The 17,719-nt window shown below is 74.2% G+C and carries 16 protein-coding genes and 1 pseudogene; 7 read left to right on the top strand and 10 right to left on the bottom strand.

From position 1 onward, the window contains the following. Positions 1 to 74: 74 nt before the first annotated feature. Positions 75 to 452, bottom strand: coding sequence for a ferredoxin (locus IPZ69_RS18940; RefSeq protein WP_235455327.1), 378 nt, complete (start codon positions 450 to 452; stop codon positions 75 to 77). Positions 453 to 573: 121 nt separating this feature from the next. Here IPZ69_RS18940 and IPZ69_RS18935 point away from each other — a divergent pair, with 121 nt between their 5' ends. Beyond that, positions 574 to 942 carry a DUF6479 family protein gene (locus IPZ69_RS18935; protein WP_235455326.1) on the top strand — a complete coding sequence of 123 codons (369 nt, stop codon included), beginning with the start codon at positions 574 to 576 and terminating at the stop codon, positions 940 to 942. A 47-nt stretch (positions 943 to 989) separates the two neighbouring features. Here the strand turns inward: IPZ69_RS18935 and IPZ69_RS18930 are convergent, their stop codons facing one another. Next, a complete protein-coding gene (locus tag IPZ69_RS18930; RefSeq protein ID WP_235455325.1) occupies positions 990 to 1,433 on the bottom strand; it encodes an RpiB/LacA/LacB family sugar-phosphate isomerase in 444 nt (147 codons plus the stop codon). 148 nt (positions 1,434 to 1,581) lie between these two features. Here IPZ69_RS18930 and IPZ69_RS18925 point away from each other — a divergent pair, with 148 nt between their 5' ends. Next, complete coding sequence (locus IPZ69_RS18925; RefSeq protein WP_374293440.1) at positions 1,582 to 1,839, top strand: DUF1876 domain-containing protein; 258 nt, start codon at positions 1,582 to 1,584, stop codon at positions 1,837 to 1,839. A 14-nt stretch (positions 1,840 to 1,853) separates the two neighbouring features. Here the strand turns inward: IPZ69_RS18925 and IPZ69_RS18920 are convergent, their stop codons facing one another. Next, positions 1,854 to 4,247 (bottom strand): glycoside hydrolase family 65 protein, encoded by a 2,394-nt coding sequence (locus tag IPZ69_RS18920; protein ID WP_235455323.1) that lies wholly within the window; start codon positions 4,245 to 4,247, stop codon positions 1,854 to 1,856. Positions 4,248 to 4,679: 432 nt separating this feature from the next. Between IPZ69_RS18920 and IPZ69_RS18915 the strand changes: the two genes are divergently transcribed. Beyond that, positions 4,680 to 5,333 (top strand): CBS domain-containing protein, encoded by a 654-nt coding sequence (locus IPZ69_RS18915; RefSeq protein WP_235455322.1) that lies wholly within the window; start codon positions 4,680 to 4,682, stop codon positions 5,331 to 5,333. Positions 5,334 to 5,554: 221 nt separating this feature from the next. Here IPZ69_RS18915 and IPZ69_RS18910 read toward each other — a convergent pair whose 3' ends face one another. The 3 genes from IPZ69_RS18910 to IPZ69_RS18900 form a co-directional block, all read right to left on the bottom strand. Continuing rightward, positions 5,555 to 6,187 (bottom strand): Rv1733c family protein, encoded by a 633-nt coding sequence (locus tag IPZ69_RS18910; RefSeq protein WP_235455321.1) that lies wholly within the window; start codon positions 6,185 to 6,187, stop codon positions 5,555 to 5,557. Positions 6,188 to 6,229: 42 nt separating this feature from the next. Beyond that, positions 6,230 to 6,946 carry a CBS domain-containing protein gene (locus tag IPZ69_RS18905; protein ID WP_235455320.1) on the bottom strand — a complete coding sequence of 239 codons (717 nt, stop codon included), beginning with the start codon at positions 6,944 to 6,946 and terminating at the stop codon, positions 6,230 to 6,232. A 108-nt stretch (positions 6,947 to 7,054) separates the two neighbouring features. Beyond that, positions 7,055 to 8,803 carry a sensor histidine kinase gene (locus IPZ69_RS18900; protein WP_235455319.1) on the bottom strand — a complete coding sequence of 583 codons (1,749 nt, stop codon included), beginning with the start codon at positions 8,801 to 8,803 and terminating at the stop codon, positions 7,055 to 7,057. A 178-nt stretch (positions 8,804 to 8,981) separates the two neighbouring features. On the opposite strand from IPZ69_RS18900, the gene ppdK reads away from it, so the two are divergent. Continuing rightward, a complete protein-coding gene (gene ppdK, locus IPZ69_RS18895) occupies positions 8,982 to 11,669 on the top strand; it encodes a pyruvate, phosphate dikinase (RefSeq protein ID WP_235455318.1) in 2,688 nt (895 codons plus the stop codon). 562 nt (positions 11,670 to 12,231) lie between these two features. Beyond that, positions 12,232 to 12,720 (top strand): pyridoxamine 5'-phosphate oxidase family protein, encoded by a 489-nt coding sequence (locus IPZ69_RS18890; protein ID WP_235455317.1) that lies wholly within the window; start codon positions 12,232 to 12,234, stop codon positions 12,718 to 12,720. A 21-nt stretch (positions 12,721 to 12,741) separates the two neighbouring features. Here IPZ69_RS18890 and IPZ69_RS18885 read toward each other — a convergent pair whose 3' ends face one another. The 4 genes from IPZ69_RS18885 to IPZ69_RS18870 form a co-directional block, all read right to left on the bottom strand. Next, on the bottom strand, positions 12,742 to 13,479 hold the full coding sequence (locus IPZ69_RS18885) for a universal stress protein (RefSeq protein WP_235455316.1): 738 nt from the start codon (positions 13,477 to 13,479) through the stop codon (positions 12,742 to 12,744). 188 nt (positions 13,480 to 13,667) lie between these two features. Beyond that, positions 13,668 to 14,108: a pyridoxamine 5'-phosphate oxidase family protein gene (locus IPZ69_RS18880; protein ID WP_235455315.1), complete on the bottom strand. Its 441-nt coding sequence runs from the start codon at positions 14,106 to 14,108 to the stop codon at positions 13,668 to 13,670. Positions 14,109 to 14,219: 111 nt separating this feature from the next. Beyond that, positions 14,220 to 14,936, bottom strand: a complete 717-nt coding sequence (locus tag IPZ69_RS18875; RefSeq protein WP_235455314.1) for a helix-turn-helix domain-containing protein — start codon at positions 14,934 to 14,936, stop codon at positions 14,220 to 14,222. A gap of 19 nt (positions 14,937 to 14,955) precedes the next feature. Next, entirely contained in the window at positions 14,956 to 16,023 is a 1,068-nt protein-coding gene (locus IPZ69_RS18870) for a zinc-dependent alcohol dehydrogenase family protein (protein WP_235455313.1), read from the bottom strand. Between the two features lie 328 nt (positions 16,024 to 16,351). Here IPZ69_RS18870 and IPZ69_RS18865 point away from each other — a divergent pair, with 328 nt between their 5' ends. Both IPZ69_RS18865 and IPZ69_RS18860 read left to right on the top strand, forming a co-directional pair. Next, positions 16,352 to 16,933 carry an Rv1733c family protein gene (locus tag IPZ69_RS18865; protein ID WP_235455312.1) on the top strand — a complete coding sequence of 194 codons (582 nt, stop codon included), beginning with the start codon at positions 16,352 to 16,354 and terminating at the stop codon, positions 16,931 to 16,933. 114 nt (positions 16,934 to 17,047) lie between these two features. Beyond that, positions 17,048 to 17,719: pseudogene (locus IPZ69_RS18860) on the top strand (hypothetical protein); the annotation flags it as partial.

Raw genomic sequence — 17,719 nt, 5'->3', positions numbered from 1 at the left:
TCCCGATGGCCGGTCCTGACGGCGCACACCGTAGAACGTGTTCCAGAAATTGGGAATGGCGACGGGGCAGTGGCTCAGTACAGGATCCCGATGAAGTCCGTGCAGGCCCTGGCGCACGCCCGGCACACCGCGGCGGCCTCCTCGGCGCCGGAGTGTCCGTCGAAGGCGTGCGCGCACTCGACGCAGACCGTGCGGCACCACTCCAGCTGGATGCGGATGCCGGCCTCGTCCTGGCAGTTCTGCTCGGACAGCACGCGGCAGGTCGCGTCGCACACCTCGGCGCACATGATGGCGTGCCGCCGCACCCCTTCCTGCCCGTCGACCTCACCCGGGTCCATCAGGCTCGCGCGCAGCGCGCACGCCCGGGCGCACTCCGTACATGCCTGTGCGCACGCGAAACGGTCCTCCAGGAACCGGTACAGCTCCTGCTGGGAAGTCGTCGTCGGTGTCACACCCGGCGAGTAACCGGAGTCGCCGCGACCAAACGCCGCCTCTTTCCCGGTGACCCTGTGTCGACGACCGACCACACAAAGTGTCCGGTTCGCCCCGTTCTGAGTAGGGTATTCCTGTCCTATGAGTACCGAATCGATACAGCTGGCCGCGGCGAGCGGCGGGTTGATGGGTCTCTTCTTCTTCGTGGTGGCCGTCGCCGTACTGGCCGTGCTCGCCGGGGGTTACTGGATGACCTCCCGGGTGAAGTACAGCGAGTCGCTCCGGCCGCGTCCCGAGGAGCAGCCGAAGCTGCCGCCGGAGGGCGCGGTGCACGAGATCCGTGAGAACCGGGAACCCGACGAGATTCCGTTGATCCCCAAGGGCGAACGCCCGCTCACCCCGTACGACGTGGGCAACTTCGGCACCAAGCCCAGCACGTCGCAGGACCGCCCGCGCTGGAGCAAGGGCACGAGCGGCTCGTTCGGCGGCGGCGGACTCGGCGCTCACTGAACACCGCTCACCGAACACCGCCGGGGAGCCGCGCCGCCGAAGGTCCGTCAGCGGGCGTCGAGACGTCCGACGTGGGCCACGTTCGCGCGGTCCTCGGTGTCCGCGCTGGGCTCGGCCGCGAACCAGGCGTCGAGGATCTCCTTGAGGACGGGCTCGGAGGTCAGGCGCAGGCTGAGGGCGAGCACGTTGGCGTCGTTCCAGCGGCGGGCGCCGTCCGCCGTGTACGCGTCGGCGCACAGGGCCGCCCGTACGCCGGGCACCTTGTTCGCGGCGATCGAGGCACCCGTGCCGGTCCAGCAGCAGACGACGGCCAGGTCCGCCGCCCCGGCGGGCACGTCACGGGCCGCCGCCTCGGAGCAGACCGCCCACTGCGGGTCCACCCCGGGTTCCAGCGCGCCGTACGTGCGCACCTCGTGGCCGCGGCGCCGCAGTTCCTCGACGAGGAAGCGCGCCACGGGTTCGTCCATGTCCGAGGAGACGGAGATCCGCATGCCTCGGAGCCTACGGCCTGCCGTTCCGTCGCGGGGGCCGGGAACGTCGCCGGTGCCCCGGCGCCGGAAAGGGCCGGCCGGCTCTGGACCGCGACCGCGCGCGGGCGCAGCCTGGTAAGTGGGGGTTTCGCCTACGGAGGTGACCACGGTGGATGCCAAGCAGTGGACCGTGCAGATCTTCATCACCGAGGACGGCGACGACACGCAGGCGCGTGCCGTGCTGACCACCCGCGACACGGCGACCGTCACCGGCCGGGGCCACGCCCGGCGCAATCCGCTGGACCGGCCGATCCCCGAGATCGGTGACGAACTCGCCGCCAGCCGAGCCCTGGAGGACCTCGCCGTCCGCCTGCACGACGTGGCCTCGGACGACATAGTCCAGCTGACCGGCCCGATAGAGGCCTGACCGAGCGGTTCGCGTCACGCGCCGGGCGGCGCCGGGTCCCCGAGCCGCAGCCGGGACGTCCCGCCCGGCCGGACGTGGAGCGTGCGGTCCGGCAGCCTCAGCTCGATCGGTGAACGGTCGGACGGGGGCACCGTCACCTCCAGCAGCCCGTGCTCCCACCGCAGTCGTACGCCCCAGTGCCCGCGGTAGCGCAGGGAGAACCCGAACGACGAGAGTTCGGGCAGCGGCGCGGGATCGAGCCACAGCGCCCCCTGCCTGGTCTCCAGCCCGGTCAGTCCGCGCTGGACCAGGTCGAGGGTGCCCGCCATGGCGCCCAGGTGGATGCCCTCGCCGGTGGTGCCGCCCTGGACGTCGGCGATGTCGCCCCGCAGGGCCTCCTGGCAGAACTCCCACGCCCGAGCGCGTCGGGCCCGTGCCAGGATCCAGCCGTGGACCAGGCCGCTGAGCGTCGATCCGTGGCTGGTGCGCGGCAGGTAGTAGTCGACGGTGCGCTGCCAGGTCCGGTCGTCGAGTCGGTGGCCCAGCCGCTCGAAGAGGCACCGGAGTTCCGCGGGCGAGAAGAGGTAGCCGAGCATCAGGACGTCCGCCTGCTTGGACGCCCGGTAGCGGTTGACCGTGTCGCCCTCGGCCTCCAGGATCCGGTCGAGGCGCCGGATGTCGCCGTACCGCGCGCGATAGGCGTCCCAGTCGAGTTCGGCGAGGTCGGCGTAGCCCTCGAACTGGCTGATGACACCGTCGTGGAAGGGCACGTGGAGGGTGCGGGAGACCTCCTCCCAGCGCCCGAGCTCGCCGTCCTCCAGGCCGGTCCGCTCGACGAGTTCACGCCGGCGCGGCTCGGGCAGGACGGGGAGCAGCTCCAGGGCGCGGGCGAGCACCCACGCCGCCGTGACGTTGGTGTACGCGTTGTCGTCGAGGCCGGGCCCGTCCGCGCCGGGGTAGGCGTCGTGGTACTCGTCGGGGCCGACCACGCCCCGCAGGCGATGCCGGCCCAGGCCGTCGTCGTAGACGGCCGAGTCGGCCCAGAAGCGGGCGATCTGCAGCAGCATCTCCGCGCCCTGGGTGTGCAGGAACTCGGTGTCGCCGCTCGCCTCCCAGTAGCGCCACACGTTGTGGGCCACGGCCGAGCCGACGTGCCGCTGGAGCCGGGAGTGGTCCGGCAGCCAGCGCCCCGAGCGGGGGTTGAGGTGCAGTTCCTGCGTCTCCTCGCGGCCGTCGCTGCCGCTCTGCCACGGGTACAGCGCGCCGCGCCGGCCGATCGCCCGGGCCGCCGCGCGGGCCCGCTCCAGGCGCCGGTGCCGGTAGCGCAGGAGCGCCCGTGACACCTCCGGGAAGTGCAGGTTGAGGTAGGGCAGGACGAACAGTTCGTCCCAGAAGACGTGGCCGCGGTACGCCTCGCCGTTCAGCCCCCGGGCCGGTACTCCGACGTCCAGATCGGCGGTGTGCGGGGAGAGGGTCTGCAGGACGTGGAAGAGGTGCAGCCGCAGGATGCGGCCCGCCTCGCCGGGGACGTCCAGTGCGGCCCGGCGCCACAGCTGGTCCCAGGCCGTGCGATGGGTCTCCAGCAGGTCGTCGAAGCCGGGCGCGGCCGTCACCCGGTCGACGGCGGCGCGCAGCGGGTCGCCGATCGCCCGGTCGCGCGAGGTGTGGACGGCGGCGGTCTTGTCGACGGTGACGGTGCGGCCCGGGGCCAGCCGCAGGCACGTCTGCTGCACGGCGCGGGGCGGTTCGTGCCGGTCGGTCACCGGGGCGTCGGCGGTGAGCCGGGCCGCCATGCCGACGCCCATGTCGGAGGTGCGGGTGCGGCAGCGCAGCCACACCGTGTCCGGGGCGGCACTGCCGGTGTGCACATGGACCAGGTGGTGGCCGTCCAGGTCGCGGTAGCGTGCGACCCCGGCGTTGGTGACACCGCCGTCGAGCGCGGCCTCGACGTCCAGGCCGAGGTCGCCGGTGACGCCCTCGGCGGTGAACTCGGTGCGCAGGGCGGCCAGATGGGGGTCGCCCATGTGCACCAGGCGCCGCTGCCGCACGCTCAGCGCGCGGCCCGCACCGAGCCCGTAGCGGGTCCGGCGCTCCAGCAGTCCCCTGTCCAGTCGCAGCGTCTGCCGGTGGTCGAGCACCGGCGCGGTGTCCGGGGTGAGCCACTCCCGCCCGGCGAGGCGGAACCGCAGCGGCAGCCAGTTCGGCAGGTTGACCATGTCCTCGTTCTCGACCCGGCGTCCCGCCACATCAGAGGTGAGCCGGTTGTAGCAGCCGGCCACATAGGTGCCCGGATAGTGCACGTCGTCCGCGGCGCACTCGGGCAGCGCGCCGCGGATGGCGACATAGCCGTTGCCCAGGCTGCACAGCGACTCCCTGAGGCGTTCGTCCGCCGGCTCGTATCCCTCGTACTCCCAGGTCCAGCCCGTCACGGTGGCCTCCTCTGCCGGGCGTCGGCGCCGGGGCGGATACGGCGACGCCGGGCGCGGCCGCCACCGGAGCGCTTCGACATCGGGTCCGGTCGGCCCTGGCGCCGCGCCGGTCGGCGTGGTGTGCTGGAGGTGGCGGGAAGGACAGCTTCGGACGCGGGGAAGCGGCCGTCGGCCGCGCACCGCGCAATCAGGATCCGCGAGAAGCGGATGGCATCCTTCCCGCCCTGTCGTGCCGCGCCGTACGTGCCGCCCGGCTCCTCGCGCCGTGCCGTGGGCGCCCGTGGCCCCGCCGTCGCCGTACGCGCTTCGCACCGTCCGTCACAGGGCCGAACGACCCCTTGTCGGGACCGAGCGGCCTGTGGTGCCCGGTGCCCGCCGGCCGGAGGCTGGGAGTCACCGTCGAGCGCACCGGACTTCTCCGAGGAGGACACCGTGTACGGCAGCCCGCACATCGTGAGCGACGTGATGACACGCAACGTCGTCACCGTGGGACGCGAGGCCGCGTTCAAGGACATCGTCCGCCTCATGGGGCAGTGGAGGATCAGCGCCGTTCCGGTGCTGGAGGGCGAGCGCCGGGTGATCGGTGTGGTCTCCGAGGCGGACCTGCTGCCCAAGGAGGAGTTCCGGGACAGCGACCCGGACCGGCTCACGCAGCGGCTGCGGATGGCCGACCTGGCCAAGGCGGGTGCGCTGACCGCGGAGGAGCTGATGACCTCGCCGGCCGTCACCGTGCACGCCGAGGCCACCCTTGCCGAGGCCGCCCGGATCATGGCCCTGTGCCACGTCAAGCGGCTGCCCGTGCTCGACGCCGAGGGGACCCTCGAAGGGCTCGTCAGCCGGGGCGACCTGCTCAAGGTGTTCCTGCGGCCGGACGACGAGATCGCCGAGGAGGTCCGGCGCGACGTCGTCGACGTCCTCTTCCCGGCTCCTCTCGAACCCGTGCGGATCGCGGTGGCCAGAGGCGTGGTGACCCTCACCGGACGGGTCCCGGACGTCGCGCGGATCCCGCTGGCCGTCCGTCTGGTGCGGAGCGTGGAAGGCGTGGTGAACGTCGACTGCCACCTCGCCGTCGCGCGCGTGGGGTGACCGACGAGGACCGCCGCGCCGCGGACGGCGGTGGGCGCGGGCGGGACAGGGCGTGCGGGGCCGGACATCGGTGTGCGCGGCCGGGAAACCCCGGCCGCGCACACGGGTGCGCGTCGGCCCGAACCGCCGTTCAGGCGTGCCGCACCGGACTGGTCCTGGTACCCGTCTTCTCCTCCGGGCCCCGGACCCTGATGGTCATGACGTCGTTCCCCGGCCGTGGGTCACCCTCTTCCTCCGCTGAGGTTGCGCCACTGCGGGCCGATCCGCTTCCACTCCTCGTCCCACTCGGCCATGCGCCGGCGCATCAGGCGCCCGCACACCAGCCGGCCCCCGGCCCACACCGCGACCGCGGCGACCGGCGCCACGAGCACACCGGTGACGGCCGCCTGGAGCATGGATTCCGCCGGGGTGAGCGGCTTGGAGACGGCGCGGTCCGCGCGGTCCGCCCACACGGTGATCCGGCTGCCCTTGTCGACCCCCGGGACGACCTTCACCCGGTCCTGGTGCACGGAGCCGTCCTTGTCGGTCCAGCGCACGGTCGCCCACACCCGGCCGTCGTCGTATCCGCTCGCCGCGGGCACGGAGTCCGCCGCGGACCGGGTGAGCACGGCGGAGACGGCGTGCACCTGCGCGCGGCGCTCGGCGAGGGTGTGGTCCACCACCGCCGCCGCCAGCACGCCGGCGAACACCGCGCCCAGCACGGTGAACACCCAGGTGCCGAGCACGATCCAGGCCTCGACGGCGTCGCTGCGGCGCCGCAGCGGGTTGCTGCGCCAGCGCCAGGCCCATCGCCGCGGCCCTGGCCCGGCCGTCTTCGTCCGCTTCGTTCGCTTCGTTCGGCGTGTTCTCGCCATCGGCCGTCGCCTCCTTCCCGCGTCGCCGGCCGTCCGGGTGTGTCAGGCCGGCCGGGCTCCTTCGGTCTGAGGAAGGTCCGGGTCGAGGTTGGGCTGGCGGCGCGGTCCGGCGAGCGCGCAGTCCACGTCCACCACTCCCTCGACGGTGCGCACCAGCCGTACGGCGACGGGCACGAGCGCGGTGTCGCGGATGCGGCCGGTCAGGGTCACGACGCCGTCGCGCACCTCGACCTCGACCGCGTCGTACGGCCCGTCGAACAGGTGGGCGACAACTTCGCGGCGGATCTCCTCGGCGATGCCCCGGTCCTCCCGCAGGAAGACCTTGAGCAGGTCGGACCGGCTGACGATGCCCTTCAGCACACCGTCGCCGTCGACCACCGGCAGCCGCTTCACGCCGCCGCGGGCCATCGTGCGTGCCGCCCGGGCGAGGGTGGCGTCCGGTGGCACCGTGACGGGCGGGGTGGTCATCAGCTCCCCCGCGGTCACGGCGGCGGCCTTGGCGAGGTCGGGCCGGCGCAGCGGGTCGACGTAGGCGTCGAGACCGCCGTCGGAGACCTCCTCCTTGCGCAGCAGGTCCGCCTCGGAGACGACACCGACGACCCGCTGATCGTCGTCCACCACCGGCAGGGCACTGATGTCCCACTGCCGCATGGTCTTCACGATGTCCTTGAAGGCCGCTCCTGGGCGCAGCGCCACGACGGTGTGGGTCATCACATCGCTCACGATGTACCGCGTGTCGCGGTACCTGGTGTCGTGCATGGCGACCTCCGGGGGGGCTCAGGTCCCTGCGTCCGACACTTCCAGGCTCGGTCAAGAGTCCGGTGATCGCATGGGCCGAACGGTCCAGACCGCTGCGCGCTGCCGAGCCTACGCCTCGAAGACGGCGCCGGGGGCCTCCCGCTCGGGCAGCGGCACGCGCCAGACCAGCGCGGTTCCGCCCTCGTCGGGCGTGTCCAACGTCAGCTCGCCGCCGAGCTGTTGTGCGCGCTCGGCCATGTTGCGCAGTCCGCTGCGGCGGCCGTCGGGCGGGATGCCCACGCCGTTGTCGGTGACCGACAGTCTCAGCTCGTGGCCGTCGGTGGCGAGGGCCACGTCGGCACGGCCGGCGCGGGCGTGCCGGGCGACGTTGGTGAGGGCCTCGGACAGGACGGCGACGACGTGGTCGGCGATCTCGCGCGGCACGTCGGTGTCGAGCAGGCCCTCCATCCGCACGCTGGGGGCGAAGCCCAGCACCGGCGCCGCCTCGCCCGCCACGCGGACGACGCGGGCCCGCAGGCCGGTCCCGGCGGTGCCCTCACGGGCCCGCAGGCCGAAGATCGTCGACCGGATGATCTTGATGGTCTCGTCCAGGTCGTCCACCGCCCGCAGCACCCGCTCGCCCGCCTCGGGGTGCTCGATGAAGCGGCCCGCGCTCTGCAGCGTCATGCCGGTGGCGAACAGCCGCTGGATCGCCAGGTCGTGCAGGTCCCGGGCGATCCGGTCGCGGTCCTTGAGCACCGCGATCTCCTCCGCGTCCCGGCGGCGTTCGGCCAGCTCCATCGCGATGGCCGCCTGCGCCGCGAAGACCTGAAGGGGCTCGGTCTCCTTGTCGGTGAACGGGGTGTGACCGGTCTCGCGGACCAGCAGGACCACGCCGCGCACGCCTCCGCCGACCGTGCCGATGGGGACGGCCACGGCCGGGCCGAGGCCGGTGAGCTGCGGCAAACCGGCCGCGAAGCGTTCGTCGTCCGTGACGTCCTCGCAGGTGACGGCGGCGGCGCGGGCGAACGCCTCACCGACCAGGCTGCCGTCCTCGGGCAGCACCAGGCCGCGCAGGGCGTCCGCGCCCTGTCCGAGAGCCAGTTCCACGCTGAGCGGGCCGGTGTCCTCGGCCATGGGCATCGCGACAACGGCCAAAGCGGCGCCGGTGATCTCCCTGGCGCGCTCGGCGATCAGTCCGAGCACCTCGGCGTGGCCGGCTCCGGACATCAGGCTGTGGGTGATCTCCGCGTTGGCCCGCAGCCAGCGCTCGCGCAGCCGGGACTCGGCGTACAGCCGGGCGTTGTCGATCGCGACACCGGCCGCCACGGCCAGGGTCAGCGTGACCGAGACGTCCTCCTCGTCGAACTCGCCGCCGCCGCGCTTCTCGGTCAGGTACAGGTTGCCGAACACCTGGTCGCGCACGCGGATCGGGACGCCCAGGAACGTGTTCATGGGCGGGTGGTGCGGCGGGAAGCCGTACGAGGCCGGGTGCTCCGAGATCTTCGCCAGGCACAGCGGCTCCGGGTGCCGGATCAGCTCCCCCAGGATGCCGTGGCCCTCCGGGAACGGGCCGATCGCGGCGATCTGTTCCTCGCCGACGCCGACCGTGTGGAAGGCCGACAGCCGTCTGCCGTCGGGGCCGATCACGCCGAGGGCGGCGTACTCGGCGTCGACCAGTGCGGCGGCGGCCTCCACGATGCTGTGCAGGGCCTGTTCCAGGTCCAGTTCCCGGCCGACCGAGAGCACCGCCTCCAGCAGGCTGTGCACCCGGTCCCGCGTGCCGCGGGCCGCGTCCAGCCGGGCCTGCAGCTCTTCCAGCAGCTCGTCCAGCCTCAGTTGTGGCAGCCGTACACGCGCCTCCTCGGGGCTTCCCACCCGCGCTCCTCCAGGTCCCCTCTACACGGATCTTCACAGAACCCGACCGGTCCGGTCATGTGCCACCGTAATGGCCGGGGCGCAGGGACGGTACCGGATCGCGCAGGATCTGACCTGCCGGGCCCACCCGTTCGACACTGGAGGCGGAACGAGTCCCCGGACCGAGGAGACCGACGCCATGGCCCGTTACGTGTACGACTTCGCGGAAGGCGGCCGTGACATGGCCGACCTGCTCGGCGGCAAGGGCGCGAACCTGGCCGAGATGACCCGGCTGGGGCTGCCCGTCCCGCCCGGGTTCACCGTCACCACCGAGGCCTGCCGCGCTTTCCTGGCCACCGGTGCCGAGCCGGAGGGCATGGCGCAGGAGGTCGCCCGGCACCTGTCCGCGCTGGAGGACTCCGCCGGGCGTCCGCTCGGGGCACCGGACGATCCGCTGCTGCTGTCCGTCCGCTCCGGCGCCCGGTTCTCCATGCCCGGCATGATGGAGACGGTCCTGGACGTCGGCCTGACCGACGACTCCGTCCTGGGCCTGGCCAAGGCGTCCGGCAGCGAGCGCTTCGCCTGGGACTCGTACCGCCGGCTCGTCCAGATGTTCGGCAGTACGGTCATGGGCGTCGACGCGTCCCGGTTCGAGGAGGCCATGACGCGGCTCAAGGAGGCCCGCGGCGCCCCGGACGACCTGCACCTGGACGCGAGCGACCTGGCCGGGCTGACGGACACGTACAAGGACCTGGTCCTCGACGGGACGGGCGAGGAGTTCCCGCAGTCCCCCGCCGAGCAGCTGCGCCGGGCGGTCCTCGCGGTGTTCCGCTCCTGGAACGGCGCGCGCGCCCGCCTGTACCGGCGGCGCGAGGGCATTCCCGACGACCTGGGCACGGCGGTCACCGTGCAGCGCATGGTGTTCGGCAACCTCGGCGCCGACTCCGGCAGCGGTGTCGCCTTCACCCGCGATCCGGCCACCGGGCGGCCGGGCCTGTACGGCGACTATCTGGCCGACGCGCAGGGCGAGGACGTCGTGTCCGGCATCCGCAACACCGTGCCGCTGGCCGAGCTGGAACGGCTGGACCCGCGGTCGTACCGGCAGCTGCGCGACCACATGCTCACCCTGGAGCGGCACTACCGCGACCTGTGCGACATCGAGTTCACGATCGAGCGCGGGCGGCTGTGGATGCTGCAGACCCGGGTCGGCAAGCGCACCGCCGAGGCCGCCTTCGCCATCGCCGCCGAGCTGGCCGAGGAGGGGCTCATCACTCCCGACGAGGCCCTGATCCGGGTCGGCGGGCAGGGGCTCGCGCGGCTGATGTTCCCGCGCTTCGACACCTCGGTGACCGGTGCCGCGCTCGCCCACGGCATCCCGGCCTCACCGGGGGCGGCCGTCGGCGCGGCGGTGTTCGACTCCGCGGAGGCCGTACGGCGCGCCGCCGCCGGGGAGCGGGTCGTCCTCGTACGGCAGGAGACGACGCCCGACGACCTGCCCGGCATGGTGGCCGCGCAGGCGGTGCTGACCAGCCGGGGCGGCAAGACCAGCCACGCGGCCGTCGTCGCCCGCGGCATGGGCAGGGTCTGCGTGTGCGGCGCGGAGGAACTCACCGTGGACACCGAGAACCGCTGCTTCGCCACCCGGGACGGCACCGTCGTCCAGGAGGGCACGGTCATCTCGGTGGACGGCTCCACCGGCGCCGTCTACCCGGGGGCGGCACCGCTCGTTCCGTCGACGGTCATGCGGTACCTGGAGACCGGCGAGCAGTCGGCGGGCGTCGTCGCCGCGGTCGCCCGCGCCCTCGAACAGGCCGACGCGGTACGGCGGCTGGAGGTGCGGGCCAACGCCGACACGCCCGAGGACGCGGCGCGCGCCCGCCGGTTCGGGGCCCAGGGCGTCGGGCTGTGCCGCACCGAGCACATGTTCCTGGGCGAGCGGCGGCACCTGGTCGAGGAGATGATCCTGGCCCGCACGGACGGCGAGCGGGACCGGGCCCTCGCGGCGCTGCTGCCGCTTCAGCGGGTGGACTTCACCGGGATCCTGGCGGCGATGGACGGCCTGCCGGTCACCGTCCGGCTGCTGGACCCGCCGCTGCACGAGTTCCTGCCCGACCACACCGAGCTCGCCGTCCGCGTCGCCGCCACCGAGGCCCGCGGGGAGCTGCCGTCCCTGCGGGACACCGAGCTCCTGGAGGCCGTGGGCCGCATGCACGAGGAGAACCCGATGCTCGGCCTGCGGGGCGTGCGGCTGGGGCTGGTGGTGCCGGGGCTGGTCGCGATGCAGGTCCGGGCGATCGCCGAGGCGGTCGTGGCGCGCGTGCGGGCCGGGGGCTCCCCGCGGGCGGAGATCATGGTGCCGCTGGTCGGCGCGGTCGAGGAGCTGCGGATCGAGCGCGCGGAGGTCGAGCGGGTACTGGCGGAGGTCTCCGCGGAGACGGGTGTGCCGCTGCCCTGCCCGGTCGGCACCATGATCGAGCTGCCGCGGGCGGCGCTCACGGCGGGGCGGATCGCCCAGGAGGCGGAGTTCTTCTCCTTCGGTACGAACGACCTGACCCAGACCACCTGGGGTTTCTCCCGGGACGACGTCGAGGCGGAGTTCTTCTCCGCCTATCTCGACAAGGGTGTCTTCGCCATCTCCCCGTTCGAGACGCTCGACCGCGACGGCGTGGGCCGGCTGGTCCGTATCGCCGTGGACGAGGGCCGTGCGGCCCGCCCGGACCTGAAGATCGGCGTCTGCGGCGAGCACGGCGGCGACCCCGACTCGGTGCACTTCTTCCACGCGGCCGGCCTGGACTACGTCTCCTGCTCGCCGTTCCGGGTCCCGGTGGCCCGGCTGGAGGCGGGCCGGGCCGCGCTGGAACGGACCGGCGGAGGCGCTCGTTGGTGACACGGCCCGCCGGGCGGCCGGTGACACGACCGGTCGATCACCGGGTGATCCGGCCCACGAGCGGCGGGCGAACCGGCCAACCGAGCGGCCGCCCCGCCCGGCCCGGCCGCGCGGCGCCGGTCATCCCCTGGCCAGCCCGTGCGGACGTCCCCGTCGGCGCCGGATCCACCGGCGCACCGCCCCGATTCGGCCGGTCGGGGCCGTCCGGACCGGCGCGAGAACCGATCGGCCCTTGGATCCGGGACGGGATCGCGGGACAGTGGAGTCAGGAGCGGCACCGATCCCCCGCGGTGTCGCTCCGTCCTGCGTCCGTGCCCCGGCACGGCACCGGATTGCCGTGGCCCGGCCCGAAGCCCGTCCGCCCGGACACCGGGCACGGGACCGGCCGGACGCGAGTCAGGGCCGAACGGCCCTGGCGCCGAGCGGGCCGCCGCGGCTCCAATGGTCTGATCGAAGCGTCCGAGGCCGCACCCGGCGGCGTGCGACACGACCACCCCGGAGTACCGGCCGGAGACCGAGAGCAGTGAGCGACACACCCGTCACACCCGTACGGATTCCCCCCATGGCCCGCGACGACGAACGACCGGCCGGCCCAGGCCCGCGCCGCAGGATCGACCTCGACAGCGCCGAGGCCCTCCGCCTGCTGGGCAGCGTGTCCCTCGGCAGGATCGTGTTCACCCGCCAGGCGCTGCCCACCGTCCGCCCGGTCAACCACGTCCTGGACGGCGGCGACATCGTCATCCGCACCCACGAGGGCGCGGCCCTGACCTCGCACACCCGGCGCTCCGACGGCCCGGGGGTGGTCGTCGCGTATGAGGCCGACGTCATCGACCCGGACACGCACCTGGGCTGGAGCGTGGTGGTGACGGGCTTCGCGCAGTTGGTCACCGACCCGGAGGAACTCGCCCGCTACCAGGCGCTGTTGCGCCCCTGGATCGACCAGACCATGGACCTGGCGGTGCGCATCCGCCCCGACCTGGTCACCGGCGTCCTCCTCACGGCCGACGACGGCCCCGGCAACGGGCCCGACGACTGTCCCGGGGACGGCTGAGAGCGGCTCACCCGCCGCCGTTCACGTGGCGGGCACGACGACCACCGGGCAGCGCGCGCGGTGCAGCAGGGACCGGGCGACCGGGCCCGGCCGGCGGCCGGAGCGTCCGGCGGGCCGCCGGGAGCCGATGACCACGACCGCGGCCGCGCCGGTCGCGTCCAGGAGCGCGTTCGGCGGGCGGACGGGGACCGCCCGGGACTCCAACGCGACGTACGGATGCTGTTCCCGCAGCCTGGCCAGGACGAGGCGCGTGACGGGGTGCAGGACACACAACCGGCCACCGCGCCGCTCGGCCTCCTGGACGGCGTAGGCGGCCGCCCGGCCGTCCGTGTCGCCCTCCAGACCGAGCAGTACGTCCCGCGCCGCCCCGCCGCCGCACGGGTGGTCGCCGCGCACCACGGCCAGCGGGCCGCGCGCGTGGGCGGCGAGCCGGCGGCCGACCGAGCCGAACACCGCGCCGGACAGCCGCCCGAGGCCCCGGGTGCCCACGACGGTCAGGGCGGCCCGTTCGCTCGCGCGGGCCAGCGCCCGCACGGCGCCGCACTCCGCCGCCACGCTCTCCACCGGCAGCCCCGGATGCCGGGCGCACACCCGCGCCGCGGCCGAGCCGAGCACCGGTGCCGCCTCGTCGCGGTCCGGCACGGCGTACAGCACACGCAGCCCGGCACCACGCCGGGCCGCCTCCTCGGCGGCCCAGTCCAGGGCCTGTACGGAGACCACTGAGCCGTCCACTCCGACGACCACGTGATCGGCAGTCATGTCCCGTGTCCCTCCTGTCGGCGTCCGCACCGCTCGGGGGCGGCATCCCGGCCGGGGCGGGCCGGGACGGCGCTCACGCGGACGATGTTCGTCGTCCGCCGACGGCGGGCCGAGGTGCCGAAAGCCCCCCGGACACGCCGAACGGCCCCTTGTGGCGGGGCCGTTCGGGGGTCGTTCGGGGGTCAGGGTCAGGTGCGCAGGTCGACGCCGTACAGGGTGCGGCCGCCGACCAGCTCCCGGCCGGTGACCAGCTCGGGCTCGATGCGGACGAAGACCTCCTGCGGCGCGGGCACCCAGGAGCGCGGACCGCTGCGCACCAGCCGCTCGTGCTCGGCGGGGTCGGTCACGACGGTCGCGGGCCCGGTGACGACGACGCTCCAGCCGGACTGTGCGACGGCGTCGACCTGATCGGCCTCGAACGCGACCACCGCGCCGTCGATCGCCCGCACCAGCTCCGAGGCCGCCGACGTGCGCAGCAGCACCGCGCCGTCCTCGTCCAGGCCGAAGTTCACCGGAAGCACGGCGGGCAGGGCGTGACGCGTGTGCACGATGCGGCCGAGGGGCACCTTCGCCAGCAGGCGCAGGCACTCCTCCCGGTCCAGCTCGCGGAAACCATCGTTGGGGTACATCAGCCGTCTCGTCTCTCGCCGGGTACAGCGGCACTGACTCCTCCATCCTCCGGCGGCGGGGGCCCCGCGACGAGGGCCATCGGTCCCGGTCGGGCCGGAGAAGGGCCCGCGTCAGAGGCTGATCCGGCGGCCGGTGACGGTGTCGAGCCCGATGCGCACCCACAGATCGCGCCGGCCGCCCGGCCACGGGGTGCTGTGTGCCTGCGAGTCGAGCAGGCGCTGCTCGTCGGCGTCGGTCACGGCGCGGGCGTCCCCGCGCACGAGCACGCTCCAGCCGCGGCTGAACGCGTCGTCGATGCGGTCGACCTCGAAGGCGACCCGGGAGCCGGCCGCCAGCGCCGGTGTCGCGCCGAGCGTGGTGCGGAAGACGACGGAACCCTCGATCACGCTGTAGTTGACCGGCACGATCACGAGCCCCGACTCCGTGGACACCGCGAGCCGGCCGACGCCGTGTGTCGCGAGCAGGGCCCGGCACTCGGGCGGCTCCAGCTGCGTGAACTCCGGCGTGCGGGCGGCGCGCGCGGGGCCGGGCGGCAGGTCGATCTCGCCGCCGGTGAGCTCGCTGACGGTCGTCTCCAGCGCCTCGGCGAGCCGGAGCAGGGGGCCGGGGCCCGGCGCGGCGCCGGGGTGCTCCTCCAGGTAGGCGAGATAGCTGGGCGCCATGCCCGCGCGGGTGGCCGTCTCCCGCCGGGTCAGGCCGAGTTGGGAGCGCCGGGTGGCCAGCCGGCGGCCGAGATCGCCCAGCGGAACGCCCTCGACCCTGTGCGTCGGAGTCTGTTCGGGGTGCGCCCGCGTCTGTTCGGGGTGTGCCCGAGTCCGCTCGGCCATGGCACGTCACGTCCTCTCGTCAGGCCGCCCGGACGGCCACTTCGTGCTGCTCCCCGCCGAGTACCACCTTGAGCGCGCCGGTCTCGGCGGCCCGGCCGAAGACGTCGTACGCCTCTTCCATGCGGTCGAGCGGGAAGGTGTGGGTGACCATGCGCTCGGTGGGCAGCCGGCCGGCGGCGGTCATGCGCAGCAGGGTGGGCGTGGAGCGGGTGTCGACCAGGCCGGTGGTGATGGTGACGTTCTTGTTCCACAGGTCTTCGAGGTGCAGGGTGGCGGGCCTGCCGTGCACGCCGACGTTGGCCACGTGGCCGCCGGGCCGGACCATCTCGGTGCACAGCTCGAAGCTCTCCGGTGTGCCGACCGCCTCGATGACCACGTCCGCGCCGAGCCCGTCCGTGAGGTCGGCGACCAGCTGCGCCGGAGCCTCCTCGACGTCCGCCACGGCGTTGGCGCCCAGCCGCCGGGCCGCCTCCAGCCGGGCCGGGGCCAGGTCCACGGCGATGATCCGCTCGGGCGCGAACAGGCGGGCGGTGGCGATCGCCGCGAGTCCGACGGGGCCGGCTCCGACGACGGCCACGGTGTCGCCGGGGCAGACCCGCCCGTTGAGCACGCCGACCTCGTAGGCGGTCGGGAAGATGTCCGCGAGCAGGACCGCGTCCCTGTTGTCCACGGTGGCGGGCAGCGGGTGCACGGACAGGTCGGCGTACGGGACGCGCACGTACTCGGCCTGGGTGCCGTCGGTCAGGTGCCCGAGGATCCAGCCGCCGCCGTCCCGGCACTGGCCGTAGACACCCTCTCTGCAGTAGTGGCAGCGTCCGCAGGCGCTGATGCAGGAGATCAGGACCCGCTCTCCGGGACGTACGGACCGAACGTCGTCGCCGGCCTCGACGATCTCGCCGACGGCCTCGTGTCCGAGCACGGTGCCGGGCTGCACCTCGGGGACGTCGCCCTTGAGGATGTGCAGGTCGGTCCCGCAGATGGAGACCGCGTCGACCCGCACGATCACGTCGGTGGGTTCCTTGAGGGCGGGGTCGGGAACCTCCTCCCAGGCGGACTGCCCGGGGCCGTGGAAGACAAAGCCTTTCATGCGCTCCTCAGCCTCCTCGTGGTCCTGCGTCGCGCGCGTGCGGGAGCCTTGCCCGTTTTGCCGCGCTCTTCCAGCTTGTCCGGTCTCGGCGGATCGCGCTTGGGCCGACCGGCCCCCATGACCGACCGGACGGAATCTGTCCCCGCCCAGGCACACCCGGTTGCCGTCCCGTTCCAGGGCTGAACGGCCCCCTGTACGGCGCTCGGGACCGGAGCCCGACCGGCCCTGCGGCGGCCCCTGGTCGGCCCATGCCGCGCCGACGCCCCGGCTGTCAGCGTGGACGTGAGGACGGCACGGTGACGACGGTGACGAAGGGGAGGGCGGACCCATGCGCGGCAGCCAGTGCGCGAGGAAGCGGCTGTGGCGGTGGCGGACCAACCCCTTGCGACGGCACGACGACGTCGTCGAGGCCTGGACCGTGCTGGTCGTGTGGGCGGTCGTCCTGCTGGGCGGCGCCGCGGCCGGACTGGTGACGGCCCAGGCCACGGAGGCGGCGTTCGCCCGGCAGCGTGCCGAGCGGCATCCCGTGCGGGCGGTACTTCTCGCCGACGCCGCCGGGAACGCCGCCGCGTCCCGGCGGGCGGAGGACCGGAGCCCGGCCTCGGCGCGCTGGACGGCGCCGGACGGCACCGTTCGCACCGGAGAGGCCCGGGTGGACACCGGCCTGAAGGCGGGGTCCGAGGTCCGGGTCTGGCAGGACGACACCGGCGGGCTCGTCCCCGAACCGGCGGGCCGCACGCAGGCGGCCGTCGAAGCGGGACTGGCCGGCACCGGCGCCGCCTGCGCCCTGGCCGGCGCCGCCCTCGCCGCCGGCACGGTGGCGCGGCGACGGCTCGACCGACGGCGCCTGGACGGGTGGGACCGCGAGTGGGACCGGATCGGCCCCCGCTGGGGCCACCGGACGGGCTGACTCGACGCTTGGCCTACCGGCCGGGAAGCAGGGGGTCGGGGGCTGGAGGGCTGACGGGGCTGGAGGGGGCTCGCTCCCGCGGGGCGAGGACGCGTGGCAGAGAGGCGTAGGTTCATGGAACGAGTGGTGCTCGCAAGCGCCGGCCCGGCGACGGACGGCAGAGCGGCGGCGGACTGGGCCAGGCTGGAGGCACGCCTACGCGGTCTGCCCCTCCAGGTACTGACCGACGGTTCGCCACCGGACCCGGACGGGACGGCGGCGGTGGTCCTCGGCGTGAGCCGGGCGGAGGGCGGGGGCGTGAGCCGCCCGGAGGGCCGGGGCGTGAGCCGCGCGGAAGGCCGGGGCGTGAGCCGCCCGGAGGGCCGGGGCGCAAGCCGCCCGGAGGGCCACGGCGCAAGCCGGGCAGATGGCGGAGGCGTGACCTGGCCGGACGCCGGGGACCTGCCCTGGCCGGACGCCGGGGACCTGCCCTGGCCGGACGACCAGGGCGTATGCCGGGCGGACGACGACCGGGTGACCCGGTCCGATGGCGACACCCCGCCCCAGCCCGATGGCGAGGCCCCGTCCCGGCCAGATTGTGAGGGCGTGCCCCGGCCGGACGACTACCCCGTCCCACGGCCGGACAACGACGCCCTGACCCGGCCGGACAGCGACCGCGTACCCCAGCCCGACAGTGACGATGTACCTCGGCCGGACAACAACCCCGCGACACAGCCGGACAACGACACCCCAACCCGCCACAACAGCGACGCCCAGACCCACCCCGACCGTCACGACGCACCCCAG

The organism is Streptomyces olivochromogenes (assembly GCF_021538895.1).
GTDB classification, from domain to species: Bacteria; Actinomycetota; Actinomycetes; order Streptomycetales; family Streptomycetaceae; genus Streptomyces; species Streptomyces olivochromogenes_A.
Note: the sequence above shows the minus strand (reverse complement) of the source record. Positions and strands in the feature narration are given on the sequence as shown.